Origin of the sequence: Salmonella sp. 32120201201600049SM (assembly GCF_017572835.1) — a bacterium.
GTDB classification, from domain to species: domain Bacteria; phylum Pseudomonadota; class Gammaproteobacteria; order Enterobacterales; family Enterobacteriaceae; genus Salmonella; species Salmonella enterica.
Window position 1 is genome coordinate 201145 of the sequence record NZ_JAGESA010000004.1, and the last position, 16522, is coordinate 217666.

Genomic DNA, 16522 nt, shown 5'->3' on the forward strand with positions numbered 1-16522 from the left:
TGCGGAACTAGCCCGCAGCCGGAATCATTCTACAAGTTCAGCAGGCTACGGTACTGCCCACCTTCGCGGATAAACACCGGAATTCTGTTCAGTGGCGTAGCGTACTGCAGCGTCTGCCCTCCTGAATAGCTTTCACCGGTCGCAAGATCCGTCCATGTTTCCCCTTCTGGTAGCCAGACATCACGTTCGCGCATACCTTCATGCATGACGGGGGCGATCAGCAGGTCAGGACCAAAACAATACTGGTCGGTGATTGCCCAACTTGTTTCCTGTTCGGGGAATTCAAAGAACAGGGGGCGCATCACTGGCGTATTGTGCTTATGGGTTTCCTCCATCAGCGCTTTGATATAGGGCTTGAGTTTTTCTCGCAACGCCAGGCAACCTGTCAGTACCTCGCATACTTCCTCACCGTAGCTCCAGACCTCGTTCGGCGCACCTGTAGGGCACTGGGCGATACCATCCCGGTACGGTTGCGCGGGTAAAATTTGCGGATCGCGGTTGCCGTGCAGACGCATCACCGGACTAAAGACGCCCCACTGGAACCAGCGAATCAGCAATTCATGGAATTTCGGGTCGTGAATATTACCGCCATGAAAACCGCCGATATCCGTCGTCCACCACGGTATCCCCGCGATTCCCATATTGAGTCCGGCGGCAAACTGGTTGCGCAGCGATCTAAACGAGGAGTGAATATCCCCTGACCAGACCAGCGCGCCGTACTTCTGACTGCCGGCCCAGGCGCAGCGTAGCAGGTTGATAACCTGGTCTTCGCCATCGGCTTTCATGCCGTCAAAAAAGGTTTTAGCGTACATACGTGGGTAGATATTGCCCACTTCCAGTACCGGCCCGGCATGGTAGCGATAGTTGTCGTAGTCGTAAACGCTGAACTCAGGTTCGGCTTCATCTAACCAGAATAACTTCACGCCTTTATCGTAATAGTTGCGTTTGGCTTTGCCCCAGACGTAGTCGCGCGCGCCCGGATGAGTCGCATCAAAGTAAGTGGTATTGCCGAGGAAATCCATATTGATCGGCAAGCCACGTTCCGTTTGTACCAGCCAGCCGTTTTCGCGCATCTCCCGATAGCTTTCGGTACGGTTATCCACCGTCGGCCAGACGGAGACCATCAGCTCAATTCCCAGCGATTTCAGCTCGGCAATCATGGCATCAGGATCGGGCCAGTCGCGCGCATCGAACATCCAGTCACCCTGATTCGGCCAGTGAAAGAAGTCGATTACGATCACTGAGATAGGCAGATTGCGGCGCTTATATTCGCGGGCGACCTCCAGCAGCTCTTCCTGCGTACGATAACGGAGTTTGCACTGCCAGAAGCCCATGGCGTAGTCCGGCATCATCGGCGGCGTGCCGGTAGCCAGCGCGTAAGCCCGGCTAATTTCTGCCGGGGTATCGCCAGCCGTGATCCAGTAGTCCAGCTGTTCGCTGACCTGCGCTTCCCATTCGGTAACGTTTTGGGCAAAGGTTACGCGTCCGACTGCCGGGTTGTTCCATAAAAATCCGTAGCCCAGACTGGAGAGCATAAACGGTACTGAGGCCTGGGAGTTACGTTGCGCCAGCTCAAGCACGCATCCTTTGAGATCCAGGTTGGCCTGTTGATACTGCCCCATACCATAAATTTTTTCCCCTTCGGTGGCTTCGAAGCGGGCTTTCAGTGAATATTTCCCACCCTGAATAGGGCGGAACTCGCGTCCCTCAAGGTTGAGTGCGCTGACGTACTGGCCGTGAGATGATTCATCCTCGCCAATTTCGCCCCGCAGGCGCCAGAACTCCTGCAACAGGGGTTTGTGTGGATGGCGGTAAAAGGTAACCTGTCCTTTTTGATTGACGATAGCGATAATTTTGCCGTTGGTCAGCGTTGCCTGGTGGTGCTCATAATCAATGTGGCACTGGCTTTCTGCGACTGGCTCAGTCAATGCCCAGTCTTCATTTCTCATTACCGGCAGATGACGGCCGCTGCGTACGCGCAGGCTGTTCTCGCCCCAGGGTTCAATCCATAAATAGCGATCGTTTTGCTGCCAGACCAGACGACGCGGGTCTTGTTGCATAAATGGCATGGTGGTGCCTCCCATATTCGAGGGTGAAGGTAAAGAACGTTATGAGTTGACGGTTTCCAGATCGTGGCGAATCTTCTCTTCCATCGCTTCGTATTTGCGAAAGAAAAGTAGTGGGATCGCTGCGAGCGCGAAGAGTAGGGCGGGTGCCCAGATAAAGGCCCAGATAATGCCCTCCAGACCCGCAGCACTCTGGGCATGGTTGGGGACATAGCCAAAACTGTTCATGATCCAGGCGGCGAAAGCGGTGCCGAGGCCACTACCCATCTTGATGCAGAAGGTGCTGCCGAAGGCGATAAGAATGCCGGTAGCCTTAATACCGGTCTTCCAGGCGCCGAAATCGACGGCGAAGCCCAGCATGGCAAACGGCATTGAGCAGGCGATACCGCTGCCGATATTGCCGAGTATCCAGGCGGCGATGAGGAAAGTAATGTTGTCCGCTGCCAGCCACATCATGACGCCGCCAAACGTGGCGACCAGCAGACCGCCTACCCATATCCAGGTTTTAGCCAGGTATTTGCTAAAGAAGGGGATAGCGATGATAAACAGGATCTGAATCGTCGCCAGGCTGTTAATCAGCGGTACCAGATCTTTACGGTCGAGGTTGTAGGTCAGATAATAGACAATGGTCGTGTTGCGCTGCTGTAGGGCAATCCAGAAGATCAGATTAGCCAGCACCATCAGGATCCACGGCCAGTTACCTTTCATCGCCGCGAAACTTTTTTTCATCGGCAACTTAGGTTCATGCTGTATTTTATCCGTATCCATTTCACGAATGTTTTTAAACGCAAAGAGCGTTAGCGCGCAGGATATAATGGCAAACGTAATTGCCGTATAAATAAAACCAGCGTGATCATCACCGTTACCTAAAAAAGCGACTAACGGCAAGGCGGTCGCGTTCATTAATAAAACCCCAATTTGCCCACCGGTCATTCGCCAGGAATTTAAAACCAGTCTTTCCTTGGGAGATAAGGTCATCAGGGGTAATATTGCACTGAGTGGTGTATTAAGTCCGGTAAATAGAATGCTGGCAATCATATAAGATATTGCTGCATAGATGGCTTTTCCTGTCATACTGATATCAGGAGACCAAAATGACAGCGCGCTGAATACCGCAAAAGGCAGCGGTAACCATAAAAACCAGGGGCGACATTTACCGTAGCGTGAACGCGTTTTATCGATGATGATCCCCCATATGGGGGCGTCTATGCCATCGATAATACGCGCCAGCAGCAGGATAACGCCTGCTACGGCAAGGCTAATGCCCGCAACGTCTGTGTAGAAATATAAAATGTACGTTGAACCGAAGCAGTACAGCAGATTACCCGCCACATCCAAAGAGCCGTAGCTAATACGCTGTAGTAAAGACAATGATGCTGACCCGGAAGGCTGGGTATCCTCAATGACAGAACTCATAATGATAACTCCGATATTGGTACGATACGCCCAGAAAAACAACCTCTACTTTCTAAGCAAGTTTTGAATATTATTTTTATGTCGTTTTTGAATTTAACCTCAGATTAAAATGAGTAAGTAAGGTGTACATGAAAAGTAGTTAACCCGACGGCATCAATCAATTATTAAATCTTACATCAGGATTGCGTTTATTAGTTTTTGAATGAGCGATGTTTTTATTTGCTAAGGTGGTCACAGTTTTTTCAGTAATGAAATAAGAAAAGGAAAACAGTGAAAGAAAATAACTTTCAAGTATTACGTGACTGAGGGAGGGATAGCTGAAAAAATAGGCTGGTCAGGAAGAGCGTGAACGAGTGAGATCAGCGCCAGCGGTTGACGAGCAAAACGGCAGATAGCAGGCATAAAAAAACCCGCTTTACGCGGGTTTTTTTACAAAGCTGATAACAAGCAGGCGATTAAGCCAGTTTGTTGATCTGTGCAGTCAGGTTAGCTTTATGACGTGCAGCTTTGTTTTTGTGGATCAGACCTTTAGCAGCCTGACGGTCCACGATCGGTTGCATTTCGTTAAATGCTTTCAGTGCAGCAGCTTTGTCGCCAGCTTCGATAGCTGCGTATACTTTCTTGATGAAAGTACGCATCATAGAGCGACGGCTTGCGTTGTGCTTACGAGCCTTTTCAGACTGAACGGCGCGCTTCTTAGCTGATTTGATATTAGCCAAGGTCCAACTCCCAAATGTGTTCTATATGGACAATTCAAAGGCCGAGGAATATGCCCTTTTAGCCTTCTTTTGTCAATGGATTTGTGCAAATAAGCGCCGTTTAAATTGCAGCACTCGTTGCGTAGTGATGGCGCAGGATTCTACCAGCTTGCGTGCTGTGAATACAGCCTTTCCATGAGAAAAATTGCATTAAGCGGCGGGTTTTGGGGCGGAGTTTGCCGCATGGCGATGAAAAGCATCTTCTTTATGTTTCATCAGGGCAATAGTCGGTTAACCTTGACCGCTGTACAAGGTATACTCTTGCGATTTTCACTGTTTTGAGTCAGACATGAAGCTGATACGCGGCATACATAATCTCAGTCAGGCCCCGCATGGGTGTGTGCTGACCATTGGTAATTTCGACGGCGTACATCGGGGGCATCGCGCTCTACTGCAGGGTTTGCAGGAAGAAGGACGCAGACGCGGTCTGCCGGTGGTGGTCATGATTTTCGAACCGCAGCCGCTGGAGCTGTTCGCGACGGATAAAGCGCCCGCCCGCCTGACGCGCCTGCGTGAAAAACTGCATTACCTTGCGCAGTGCGGCGTGGACTATGTGCTGTGCGTGAAATTCGATCGCCGCTTTGCCGCTTTGACGGCGCAAACGTTTATCAGCGAACTGCTGGTGGAGCGACTTGGCGTGCAATTTCTTGCCGTCGGCGATGATTTCCGCTTTGGTGCTAGCCGCGCGGGCGATTTCTTGTTATTACAGAAGGCGGGGGCGGAGTATGGTTTTGCGGTTTCCAGCACCCAAACCTTTTGTGAAGGCGGCGTGCGTATCAGTAGTACCGCAGTGAGACAGGCGCTGGCGGAGGATAACCTGGCGCTTGCCGAAAGCCTGCTGGGACATCCCTTTACTATTTCCGGGCGTGTCGTTCATGGCGACGAGCTGGGACGTACCATTGGCTTCCCGACGGCGAACTTACCGCTGCGCCGTCAGGTCTCCCCGGTCAAAGGGGTCTATGCGGTGGAAGTCACCGGGCTTGGCGATAAGCCGTTACCCGGCGTAGCGAACATTGGCACTCGTCCAACGGTGGCTGGCGTGCGTCAACAACTGGAAGTGCATCTGCTGGACGTTGTAATGGACCTCTACGGTCGCCATATAGATGTAATACTGCGTAAAAAGATACGTAATGAGCAGCGATTTGCGTCGCTTGATGAGCTAAAAGCGCAAATCGCACGCGATGAGTTAACGGCCCGCAAGTTTTTTGGGCTAGCCGGGCAGGTGTAACCCTGACGGTGTTTATCAAACCGAAATACGGAACCGAGAATCTGATGAGTGACTATAAATCGACCCTGAATTTGCCGGAAACAGGGTTCCCGATGCGCGGCGACCTCGCCAAGCGTGAACCGGGAATGCTGGCGCGTTGGACCGATGATGATCTGTACGGCATCATTCGTGCGGCCAAAAAAGGCAAAAAAACCTTCATTCTGCATGATGGCCCTCCATATGCGAATGGCAGCATTCATATTGGTCACTCAGTTAACAAGATTCTGAAAGACATTATCGTGAAGTCCAAAGGACTGTCGGGATTTGACTCGCCTTACGTGCCGGGCTGGGACTGTCACGGTCTGCCTATCGAGCTGAAAGTCGAGCAGGAGTTCGGTAAGCCGGGCGAGAAATTTACTGCCGCTGAATTCCGCGCTAAGTGTCGCGAATATGCCGCCACTCAGGTTGACGGCCAGCGTAAAGACTTCATTCGTCTGGGCGTGTTGGGCGACTGGTCGCATCCGTACCTGACCATGGACTTCAAAACCGAAGCCAACATCATCCGCGCGCTGGGCAGAATTATCAAAAACGGTCATCTGCACAAAGGCGCTAAGCCGGTGCACTGGTGCGTTGACTGCCGTTCCGCGCTGGCGGAAGCGGAAGTTGAATATTACGACAAAACGTCGCCGTCTATCGACGTGGCGTTCCGCGCCGTCGATCAGGATGCGGTGAAAGCGAAGTTCGGTCTGCCGGGCGTGAGCGGCCCTGTGTCGCTGGTTATCTGGACCACCACGCCGTGGACACTACCGGCTAACCGCGCCATCTCCCTGGCGCCGGACTTTGATTATGCGCTGGTGCAGATTGACGGCCAGGCGGTGATTCTGGCGAAAGATCTGGTTGAAAGCGTCATGCAGCGTATTGGCGCGGCTGAATACACCATTCTCGGCACCGTTAAAGGCGCGGAGCTGGAACTGCTGCGCTTTACCCATCCGTTTATGGGCTTTGACGTGCCGGCGATCCTCGGCGATCACGTCACCCTGGACGCCGGTACCGGCGCGGTACATACCGCCCCTGGTCACGGCCCGGATGACTACGTGATCGGTCAAAAGTATGGCCTGGAAACCGCTAACCCGGTTGGGCCGGACGGCGCTTACCTGCCTGGCACATATCCAACGCTTGACGGTGTTAACGTCTTCAAAGCGAACGATATCGTTATTGAACTGCTGAAAGAAAAAGGCGCGCTACTGCATGTCGAAAAAATGCAGCACAGCTATCCGTGCTGTTGGCGTCACAAAACGCCGATCATTTTCCGCGCGACCCCGCAGTGGTTCGTCAGCATGGATAAAGAAGGGCTTCGTCAACAGTCCCTGAAAGAGATCAAAGGCGTTCAGTGGATCCCGGACTGGGGTCAGGCGCGTATTGAATCAATGGTCGCTAACCGTCCTGACTGGTGTATCTCACGTCAGCGTACCTGGGGCGTACCGATGTCGCTGTTCGTGCATAAAGAAACGCAGGAGCTGCTGCCGATTGAGCGTACTCTGGCGGCGATGGAAGAGGTAGCGAAACGCGTCGAAGTTGACGGTATCCAGGCGTGGTGGGATCTCGACCCGAAAGAGATCCTCGGCGAAGATGCTGATCAATACGAGAAAGTTCCGGACACGTTGGACGTTTGGTTTGATTCCGGTTCCACCAGTTACTCCGTGGTTGACGCACGTCCGGAATTCGCCGGTCATGCTGCCGATATGTATCTGGAAGGGTCTGACCAGCATCGCGGCTGGTTTATGTCCTCCCTGATGATTAGCGTGGCGATGAAAGGCAAAGCGCCATACCGCCAGGTACTGACTCACGGTTTCACCGTCGATGGTCAGGGGCGCAAGATGTCCAAGTCCATCGGTAACACCGTGTCGCCGCAGGATGTGATGAATAAACTGGGCGCGGATATCCTGCGTCTGTGGGTGGCGTCTACTGACTATACCGGCGAAATGGCGGTCTCTGACGAGATCCTGAAACGTGCTGCCGACAGCTATCGCCGTATCCGTAATACCGCGCGCTTCCTGCTGGCGAACCTCAATGGCTTCAATCCGGCCACCGATATGGTCAAACCGGAAGAGATGGTGGTGCTGGACAGGTGGGCGGTGGGCTGCGCGAAAACGGCGCAGCAAGAGATTCTGAAGGCATACGAAGCTTACGACTTCCATGAAGTGGTACAGCGCCTGATGCGCTTCTGCTCCGTTGAAATGGGCTCGTTCTACCTCGACATCATCAAAGACCGCCAGTACACCGCGAAGGCCGATAGCGTCGCGCGTCGTAGCTGCCAGACTGCGCTGTATCATATCGCAGAGGCGCTGGTTCGCTGGATGGCGCCGATCATGTCCTTCACGGCTGATGAAATCTGGGGCTACCTGCCGGGCGAGCGTGAAAAATATGTCTTCACCGGCGAATGGTACGACGGGTTGTTTGGCCTGGAAGAGAATGAAGAATTTAATGACGCATTCTGGGACGATGTCCGCTATATCAAGGACCAGGTCAACAAAGAGCTGGAAAATCAGAAAGCCAATGGCATCAAATCGAACCTGGAAGCAAAAGTGACGCTGAAATATGCTGACGATGCTAACGGTACGATCAAGAAGCTAAAACTGTTGGGTGAAGAGGTCAGATTTATCTTCATTACTTCCCAGTTCGTGATTTCTGAGCAAGCAGGGGGTATTGATGATGAAAATATTCAGTACAATGCTGGTAATACGACAGTTCAGGCAGTGGTAACGCGTGCCGAGGGTGATAAGTGTCCGCGCTGCTGGCACTACACTACTGATGTCGGCAAGGTGGCGGAACATGCAGATATCTGCGGACGCTGTGTCAGCAACATCGCCGGTAATGGCGAACAACGTAAATTTGCCTGATGAGTAAACCACTCTGTTCAACAGGACTACGCTGGCTATGGCTGGTAGTAGTCGTGCTGATTATCGATTTGGGCAGCAAATACCTGATCCTCCAGAATTTCGCTCTGGGGGATACGGTAGGGCTGTTTCCGTCGCTTAATCTGCATTATGCGCGTAACTACGGCGCGGCTTTTAGCTTCCTGGCGGATAGCGGCGGCTGGCAGCGCTGGTTCTTTGCCGGGATTGCGATAGGGATCTGCGTAATTCTTTTGGTGATGATGTATCGCTCGAAAGCGACGCAGAAGCTGAATAACATCGCTTATGCGTTAATCATCGGCGGCGCGCTGGGTAACCTGTTCGACCGCCTGTGGCACGGCTTTGTTGTCGATATGATCGATTTTTACGTCGGCGACTGGCATTTCGCGACGTTCAACCTTGCCGATAGCGCGATCTGTATCGGCGCGGCGCTGATTGTACTGGAAGGCTTTTTGCCGAAGCCGACAGCGAAAGAACAGGCATAAGCGTAAATACCGGGTGGCGCTTATCCGGTTTTGTAGGCCTGATAAGCGCAGCGCCATCAGGCAAACGTGGTGCCGGATGGCGGTGAAAACGCCTTATCCGGCCTACGGTTTTATCGTTCTTTGTGCCTCCGGGCAAAACACGTGAGCAATTTGCATGTCTAAATCCGTACAGAGCAACAGCGCGATCCTCGTTCACTTCACCCTGAAACTGGATGATGGCTCAACGGCGGAATCTACCCGCAATAACGGCAAGCCAGCCCTGTTCCGTCTTGGCGATACCTCGCTTTCCGAAGGTCTGGAGCAGCAGCTTCTGGGGTTGAAAGAAGGGGAAAAGAAAGCGTTTTCGCTGGAGCCTGACGCCGCGTTTGGCGTCCCCAGTCCGGACTTGATCCAGTATTTCTCGCGCCGTGAGTTTATGGCGGCGGGCGAACCGGAAGTCGGGGCGATTATGCTTTTTACCGCAATGGATGGCAGCGAAATGCCTGGCGTGATTCGCGAAATCAACGGCGACTCGATTACCGTTGATTTTAACCATCCGCTGGCCGGGCATACCGTTCACTTTGATATTGAAGTGCTGGAAATCGATCCGGCGCTGGAGGCATAAACATGCAGATCCTGTTGGCCAACCCACGCGGTTTTTGCGCCGGGGTAGACCGCGCTATCAGCATTGTTGAAAATGCGCTCGCTATTTACGGCGCGCCAATTTACGTTCGGCACGAAGTCGTGCATAACCGCTATGTAGTGGACAGCCTGCGCCAGCGCGGGGCGATCTTTATAGAGCAAATTAGCGAAGTGCCGGATGGCGCCATTCTGATCTTCTCCGCTCATGGGGTTTCCCAGGCGGTGCGTAACGAGGCGAAAAGCCGCGATCTTACCGTTTTTGACGCCACCTGCCCGCTGGTGACGAAAGTCCATATGGAAGTGGCGCGCGCCAGCCGTCGCGGTGAAGAATCTATTCTCATCGGCCACGCCGGGCACCCGGAAGTGGAAGGCACCATGGGCCAGTACAGCAACCCGGAAGGGGGGATGTACCTGGTTGAGTCGCCAGAGGACGTCTGGACGCTGAATGTCAAAAATGAAGGCAAGCTCTCCTTCATGACGCAAACCACGCTTTCCGTGGACGATACGTCCGATGTGATTGATGCGCTGCGTAAACGCTTTCCGAAAATCGTTGGCCCGCGCAAAGACGATATTTGCTATGCCACTACTAATCGTCAGGAAGCGGTGCGGGCGCTGGCGGAGCAGGCTGACGTGGTGCTGGTGGTCGGCTCGAAAAACTCTTCTAACTCTAACCGATTGGCGGAACTGGCCCAACGGATGGGAAGAACCGCGTTTCTTATCGACGATGCGGCGGATATCCAGGAGGCGTGGGTGAAAGAAGCCGCCTGCGTCGGCGTTACCGCTGGCGCTTCCGCGCCGGATATTCTGGTGCAGAATGTTATTGCGCGTCTGCGCGAGTTTGGCGGCGGCGAAGCCGTCACGCTTGAGGGGCGCGAAGAAAATATTGTTTTTGAAGTGCCGAAAGAGCTGCGTGTGGATGTTCGTGAGGTCGAATAAGATTTCATAATTCAGAAATCTGCCTGATGACGCTACGTTGACCAGATCTTAAGAATTTCTTTTGATATTCAATGTGCGACAGGAAGAATAAGGCGTAGTCGTCATCCAGTGCTAATGCCCCACCTTTTTGCTATTCATCTGAAAAACCAGCACAATCGTTGCTGGTTTTTTGGGTTGTAATGCCTACAGGGATAAGGGAAATGGGCAAAATAAAATATGGATTGCCAACGTTACTCGCCATCGGCTTTTGGATGGACGCAACAAGCGCCACGGTGCTGGAGCTACCCGCCTGGGAGCGAAACTATACCGGAACTATCGCGGGGAAACCGGTAAACGTTAATATCACGCGATTTGGTAACTCTCTTAATGGGTATTACTGCTATGAACCTTGCAATCAGCACAAGGCAGTGATTGTTCTACGCGGCTCGCTTCAGGATAAAGAGGTACATCTTGAAGAACGCGTAAAGGCGCTTTCGGGTTACTGGAATGCGGAAATCTCCAGCAGTGAGATTAAAGGCGAATGGACGTCCGCAGATAAAAAACGACATTTTCCTGTTGCTCTTATCTACCTCAAACCTAAAAACTCCCTTGATATTGTGCTGGTCACGAACACGAATGATGCAGGGGGTTACGACCCTTCCAAAGAGATTGATTGCGGCAATACGCCGGCCATTTCGGCGATAAAATTATACCGTGATGGTAAACTCATACAGACCTTAGATACCGCCTCGGTGGGCACTTGTAGCCCGTTTATGCCTCAATGGGGGGATGTCAATTTTGATGGCTACCCGGATCTGTCGATTGTAACAGAGTTACTTGCTGGGCCGGATGCTCCAGTACAAACATGGCTCTATGACCCCGCCAAACAGCGTTATGTTGATGCGCCCGCGTCTTTTCAGGAAATCACTTCACCAGAGATCGATGCTGAACATAAACAGATTGTCAGCTATTGGCGCGGCGGTTGCTGCAGCCATGGCGTCAATGTGTATCGCTGGAAAGGAAAAACGATTGAACTGATCGATCGCGGTGAAAGCTACTTTCAGCCTGTGATAAGTAAAGGCAAAATGTATAACTGCTACATGACACCTTCCTACGCTGATGGGCGTATTATTTATCCGCTAGTACGTAAAAATGGTCATTTGACGCCGCCTCTTAGCCTTGATGGGACGTGTCAACCTTTTTGGCTAATCGGTAATGTTCGTACCGTGATTCAGGCAGAAAAACCCGGCGCTGAGCCCGAATCGCTTGAGATTCAGTGGCAGGAAAACAAAGCATCGCCAGGGCGTTTTTGCCCATTAGTTCCGTTTATCGAAGGTGATAAGCTAAGTCCGCGTCTGGTGACGGATGACGATGTGCCTGATACCTGTATCAGTCGCGCTGAGTATGAAGATATAAAACAATAGGTCAGGAGAGCGTTAATGACAGCATCCCTACACATTATTCTTGATACCGATCCGGGCATTGATGACGCGGCTGCGATTGCCGCTGCGCTGTTCGCCCCCGAGCTTGATCTGCAACTAATAACCACCGTTGCCGGCAACGTTTCGGTCGAAAAAACCACCCGTAATGCGTTGCAGCTTCTGCATTTCTGGGACGCCGATGTGCCACTTGCACAAGGGGCCGCGACGCCGCTGCTGCGTCCGTTACGCGATGCGGCATACGTCCACGGCGAATCCGGTATGGAAGGCTATGATTTTGTCGACCATCAGCGCCAACCGTTGGCGAAGCCTGCGTTTATCGCTATCCGGGATGTGTTGATGAACGCCCCGGAGCCCATGACATTAGTGGCGATTGGGCCATTGACCAATATTGCGTTGCTACTGATGCACTATCCGGAGTGCGCGTGTAACATTCGCCGTCTGGTGTTGATGGGCGGTTCCGCAGGGCGCGGCAATTTTACGCCTAATGCTGAATTTAACATTGCTGTCGATCCGGAGGCCGCGGCGCTGGTGTTCCGCAGCGGTCTGGAGATTGTGATGTGTGGGCTGGACGTCACGAATCAGGCAATGCTCTCGCCAGATTTTCTGAGTAAACTGCCCGCGCTGAATCGCACCGGTAAGATGTTGCACAGCCTGTTCAACCATTATCGCAGCGGTAGTATGCGCACTGGCGTCCGGATGCACGATCTTTGCGCGATCGCCTGGCTGGTGCGTCCGGAGCTTTTTACCCTGCAATCCTGTTTTGTGGCCGTAGAAACGCAGGGGCAATATACCGCCGGTACCACGGTGGTAGATATTGAAGGGCGTCTTGGGCAGCCCGCCAACGCGCAGGTGGCGCTGGCGCTGGATGTGGACGGTTTTCGTCAGTGGGTGGCTGAGGTGTTTGCCTATGCGCCGTAATTACATGTTGGCGCCATAATCTCATACTTTGCCGCGATAGAGTCTCTCCGGCCTGCCCACTTTCCCGTAGCTGATCTCCGCTTCGAGAAAGTTATTTTTCACGCCTTGTTCCAGATAGTGTCGGGCAGTGGTTTTACTGCTGCCCAGAATTTGCGCCAGAGTGTCTGCTGTATGTACTGCCTGCGGGTCGGCGAATATTTGTCGTACCCGGTTGAAGGTGTTTTCATCAATTCCCCGCAGTCCGCTATTCGGTTCTGCGGTTTGTTCTTTGGCCTGGATATTAAATAAGGCATCAACGTGCGTCTGGTTTGCCTGCTCACTGGAACGTAACGAACTGCGGTAACGGGTGAACCGCTCCAGGGTATGCTGCAGGCGCTGATAATGTACCGGCTTAATCAGATAATCGAATACGCCCATGCGTAAGGCATCGCTGATGGTATCCATATGATTGTCGGCGGTAATGAAAATAATTCGCCCCGTGTAGTTGGTGCTGATGGTATGACGAATTAAATCGATCCCTTTGCCATCGGGTAAAAAATTATCCAATAGAATTAACTGTGGTTGATAGAGGCGTATTTGCTTCTTCGCACTTTCCAGTTTGTCTGCGATGCCGACGATTGAAAACTGGGGAAAAATCTTGATGGTGTCCACCAGGATTTCCGCTAGCATCGGTTCGTCTTCAACGATGAGTGTCGTAATGCTATCCATGTTATTCTTCTCTGGTAAAAGGGATATAGAGGGTAAAAATGGTGCCAAAAGGATTATTGTTATCGACGATAATGTCACCATTGGCCTGCTTGACGTAGCTGTGCACCAACCATAATCCAATTCCGTGATCGCCGTTGTTGTGGGTGGTCACTCCACGCTCGAAAATATGCTGGCGGATATTTTCGTCAATACCACATCCCTGATCGGCAACTTCAATAATGACTTCATTACCTTCGCTGTTGATCAGGCACTCAATCTGTCGCGAGCCTTCGCGATTGAGCAGGGTGGCGTTATAGGCGTTGTCCAATAAATTGCCAACAATCGAAATCCATTCATTATGCGAGAGCGATGACGGCAGGTGTTCAACAAAGCTTGAAGGATCGAAAATCAGCTCCAGCCCCAGCTCTTTTGCCCGATAATATTTACCGATTAATAGCCCCGCAAGGTGGTGGTCGCGGAAATTATGGGAAATAAAATCGAGTACTTTCTGGTGGCTTTCCGACTGCTGCTGAATCAGCGCCAGCGCATTATCGTAGCGCTTCAGGAACAGCAGTCCGGCAATGGTGGAAATAAGGTTGCGATGCTCATGCTGCACGGCGCGCAGGTTATCGGCGTATTGCCGCACCTGACTTAACTGCAGGCTGAGTGTATTGATATCGTCTTTGTTGCGAAAGCTAATAACCCAGCCCTGAGGCTGGTTGTCAATAATGACCGCCATGCGACTGGCGATGACTTTCATTTGGTTAAAGGTGACGATCTCATCTTTTTTGTTTTTTTGCGGCGCATCGTAAAAGAAGGCCTCCGGCAACACGACATGGTGGATTGCATAGCCAATGAGTTCAGACTCCGGTTGGCTCAGATTCAGTAAGCGGCGAGCCGTTTGGTTAATGGCGGTAATACGGTGATGGGAGTCAATGGCGATCAACCCTTCAAATACCGACTCAAACAACACGCTTTGCTGAATTAATAGTTGTGAAAGCTGCTGCGGCTCCATGTTAAGCATCTGCTTTTTAATATGCAGCGAGAAGCGGCGGGCACAGTACAACAGTACCAGCAGCAGTAACGCCATCGGGAACAGCAACGAGCTGATTTGTAAGTTAAGCCAGCTCTCCAACTGTTCCAGAGTATAGCCGACGGAAACAATACCGATGACTTTACCGGTACTGTCCTGAATCGGGGATTTACCACGTAGGGAAGAGCCTAATGAACCTTTGCGCACCGATACGTAGCTTTTAGCGTTATACAGCGCGTCGTCGCTATCGCCGCCCTCCATATATTTGCCGATCTCATCCGGGTTGACGTGATACAGTCGCTGACCTTTTTCGTTGCCAACGGTAATGTAAGTCGCATCCGAAAACGAGCGCATTGGGTCAATCAACGCTTTGATGCGTGACAAATCATGCGCTTCTACGGCTTCAACTAATTCTGGCATAGCGGATATTTGCATTGCCTGAATAAGCGCACGTTGGCCCACCTGATAATGCAGGCGTTCTTTCGTGATATCGGTCAGATACCAGGTGATTGCCAGCATCACGATGGTGGATGTAAACAGGATCAGTAGAAATATCCGGTTTTGAAACGAGTGTCTGGCAAACCAGCGTGTAATTTCCCGTATAAACATATTGGTATTTAAATATTTAATTACGGTATTTTCTTGCATTCGGCATCACCGGAACCTGAACCAGTTCATACTTACTTTTCTTTCAGAAAAAATTTGGATGAAAATGGGATACGACATGCGTATCCCATCCACTATTACATCGCCAGCACGTATTTCAGCATCACGCCCGCGGCAATGGCCGAGCCAATTACCCCCGCCACGTTCGGCCCCATCGCGTGCATCAGCAGGAAGTTCTGCGCGTCTGATTCCAGCCCCACTTTGTTCGATACGCGGGCCGCCATCGGCACCGCCGACACCCCCGCCGAACCGATAAGCGGGTTGATTTTGTTCTTACTGCACAGGTTCAGCAGCTTCGCCATCAGTACCCCGGCCGCCGTCCCGATACCAAAGGCAACCACCCCCAGCAGCAGAATGCCCAGCGTCTGCGGTTGCAGGAACTTGTCCGCCACCAGTTTTGCGCCAACGGAAAGCCCGAGGAAAATGGTCACGATATTAATCAGCCCGTTCTGTACCGTGTCGCTCAGGCGCTCCACCACGCCGCTTTCGCGCATCAGATTGCCAAAGCAGAACATCCCCAGCAGCGGCGCGGCGTCCGGCAGCAGCAGCGCCACCAGTAGTAACAGCACCACCGGGAAGAGGATTTTTTCCCGCTTACTCACCGTGCGCAGCTGCACCATGCGGATTTTGCGCTCTTTCTCGCTGGTCAGCGCGCGCATAATCGGCGGCTGGATTAACGGCACCAGCGCCATATACGAGTACGCCGCCACCGCGATGGCCCCCAGCAGCTCCGGCGCCAGCTTGCCCGACAGGTAAATCGCCGTCGGGCCGTCCGCGCCGCCGATAATGCCGATGGCCGCCGCCTGCGGCAGGGTGAAGCTGATAAGGCCGAAGTAGTTCAGCGTCAGCGCCCCCAGCACGGTGGCGAAGATGCCGAACTGCGCCGCCGCGCCGAGCAGCAGGGTGCGCGGGTTGGCCAGCAGCGGGCCGAAGTCGGTCATCGCCCCCACGCCCATAAAGATGACCAGCGGCGCGACGCCGGAGCCAATCGCCACTTTATAGAACAGCGCCAGCACCCCCGGCGTGTAGCCCATGTCCACCGCCAGGTTCTCCATCTGGCCCTGCACCGACGGTAGCGCCAGCGCTAATGCCTCTTTAATGGCGTGCACGTCCGGCGCGCAGTTCAGCTTCGCGGCAATCACCGCCAGCTGCCCGGCGTCGTGATGCGCCAGCAGGCTTTCCAGCGCGGTCAGCGCCATGCCCGCTTCCGGGATGTTGGAGAGCAGCCCGCCGAAGCCTATTGGCAACAGCAACAACGGTTCGAACTTCTTCGCTATCGCCAGCCACAGCAGCAGCAGGCTGACCAGCAGCATGATGGCCTGGCCTGTGCCAAGGTGCATCAGCCCCATGCCCTGAAGCAGGGCGTTCAGACTTTCCATTTCCGCTCCTCGTC

14 protein-coding genes are annotated in these 16522 nt (G+C 52.9%); 8 read left to right on the plus strand and 6 right to left on the minus strand.

Features of this window, described 5'->3' with window-relative positions; genetic code table 11:
- Positions 1-29: 29 nt before the first annotated feature.
- The 3 genes from J4650_RS11630 to rpsT all read right to left on the minus strand — a co-directional run bounded on the left by J4650_RS11630 (position 30) and on the right by rpsT (position 4201).
- Positions 30-2069, minus strand: coding sequence for a glycoside hydrolase family 31 protein (locus J4650_RS11630; protein ID WP_023993818.1), 2040 nt, complete (start codon positions 2067-2069; stop codon positions 30-32).
- A gap of 39 nt (positions 2070-2108) precedes the next feature.
- Entirely contained in the window at positions 2109-3482 is a 1374-nt protein-coding gene (locus tag J4650_RS11635) for an MFS transporter (RefSeq protein WP_000099989.1), read from the minus strand.
- A gap of 455 nt (positions 3483-3937) precedes the next feature.
- Positions 3938-4201 carry a 30S ribosomal protein S20 gene (gene rpsT / locus J4650_RS11640; protein WP_001518655.1) on the minus strand — a complete coding sequence of 88 codons (264 nt, stop codon included), beginning with the start codon at positions 4199-4201 and terminating at the stop codon, positions 3938-3940.
- Between the two features lie 105 nt (positions 4202-4306).
- On the opposite strand from rpsT, the gene J4650_RS11645 reads away from it, so the two are divergent.
- From J4650_RS11645 to rihC, 8 genes are all read left to right on the plus strand, one after another.
- Entirely contained in the window at positions 4307-4522 is a 216-nt protein-coding gene (locus J4650_RS11645) for a DUF2575 family protein (RefSeq protein WP_001726890.1), read from the plus strand.
- 7 nt (positions 4523-4529) lie between these two features.
- Positions 4530-5468, plus strand: a complete 939-nt coding sequence (gene ribF / locus J4650_RS11650; protein WP_000767311.1) for a bifunctional riboflavin kinase/FAD synthetase — start codon at positions 4530-4532, stop codon at positions 5466-5468.
- 44 nt (positions 5469-5512) lie between these two features.
- Positions 5513-8347, plus strand: a complete 2835-nt coding sequence (gene ileS / locus J4650_RS11655) for an isoleucine--tRNA ligase (RefSeq protein WP_001674865.1) — start codon at positions 5513-5515, stop codon at positions 8345-8347.
- Positions 8347-8847 carry a signal peptidase II gene (gene lspA / locus J4650_RS11660; RefSeq protein ID WP_000042736.1) on the plus strand — a complete coding sequence of 167 codons (501 nt, stop codon included), beginning with the start codon at positions 8347-8349 and terminating at the stop codon, positions 8845-8847. Before ileS ends, lspA begins: the two co-directional genes overlap by 1 nt.
- Before the next feature lie 154 nt (positions 8848-9001).
- Positions 9002-9451 carry an FKBP-type peptidyl-prolyl cis-trans isomerase gene (gene fkpB, locus J4650_RS11665; protein ID WP_000047269.1) on the plus strand — a complete coding sequence of 150 codons (450 nt, stop codon included), beginning with the start codon at positions 9002-9004 and terminating at the stop codon, positions 9449-9451.
- Between the two features lie 2 nt (positions 9452-9453).
- Entirely contained in the window at positions 9454-10404 is a 951-nt protein-coding gene (ispH, locus tag J4650_RS11670) for a 4-hydroxy-3-methylbut-2-enyl diphosphate reductase (protein ID WP_001166428.1), read from the plus strand.
- Between the two features lie 200 nt (positions 10405-10604).
- Complete coding sequence (locus tag J4650_RS11675) at positions 10605-11807, plus strand: hypothetical protein (RefSeq protein ID WP_023993817.1); 1203 nt, start codon at positions 10605-10607, stop codon at positions 11805-11807.
- A gap of 15 nt (positions 11808-11822) precedes the next feature.
- Positions 11823-12743: a ribonucleoside hydrolase RihC gene (gene rihC, locus J4650_RS11680; protein ID WP_023993816.1), complete on the plus strand. Its 921-nt coding sequence runs from the start codon at positions 11823-11825 to the stop codon at positions 12741-12743.
- Positions 12744-12764: 21 nt separating this feature from the next.
- Here the strand turns inward: rihC and J4650_RS11685 are convergent, their stop codons facing one another.
- From J4650_RS11685 to J4650_RS11695, 3 genes are all read right to left on the minus strand, one after another.
- Positions 12765-13451 carry a response regulator gene (locus J4650_RS11685; RefSeq protein ID WP_023993815.1) on the minus strand — a complete coding sequence of 229 codons (687 nt, stop codon included), beginning with the start codon at positions 13449-13451 and terminating at the stop codon, positions 12765-12767.
- A gap of 1 nt (position 13452) precedes the next feature.
- The gene (locus J4650_RS11690) at positions 13453-15072 is read right to left on the minus strand and encodes a sensor histidine kinase (protein WP_001670823.1); all 1620 of its coding nucleotides are present in this window, start codon (positions 15070-15072) and stop codon (positions 13453-13455) included.
- 134 nt (positions 15073-15206) lie between these two features.
- Positions 15207-16508 (minus strand): oxalacetate decarboxylase subunit beta, encoded by a 1302-nt coding sequence (locus J4650_RS11695; protein ID WP_039515628.1) that lies wholly within the window; start codon positions 16506-16508, stop codon positions 15207-15209.
- Between the last annotated feature and the right edge of the window lie 14 nt (positions 16509-16522).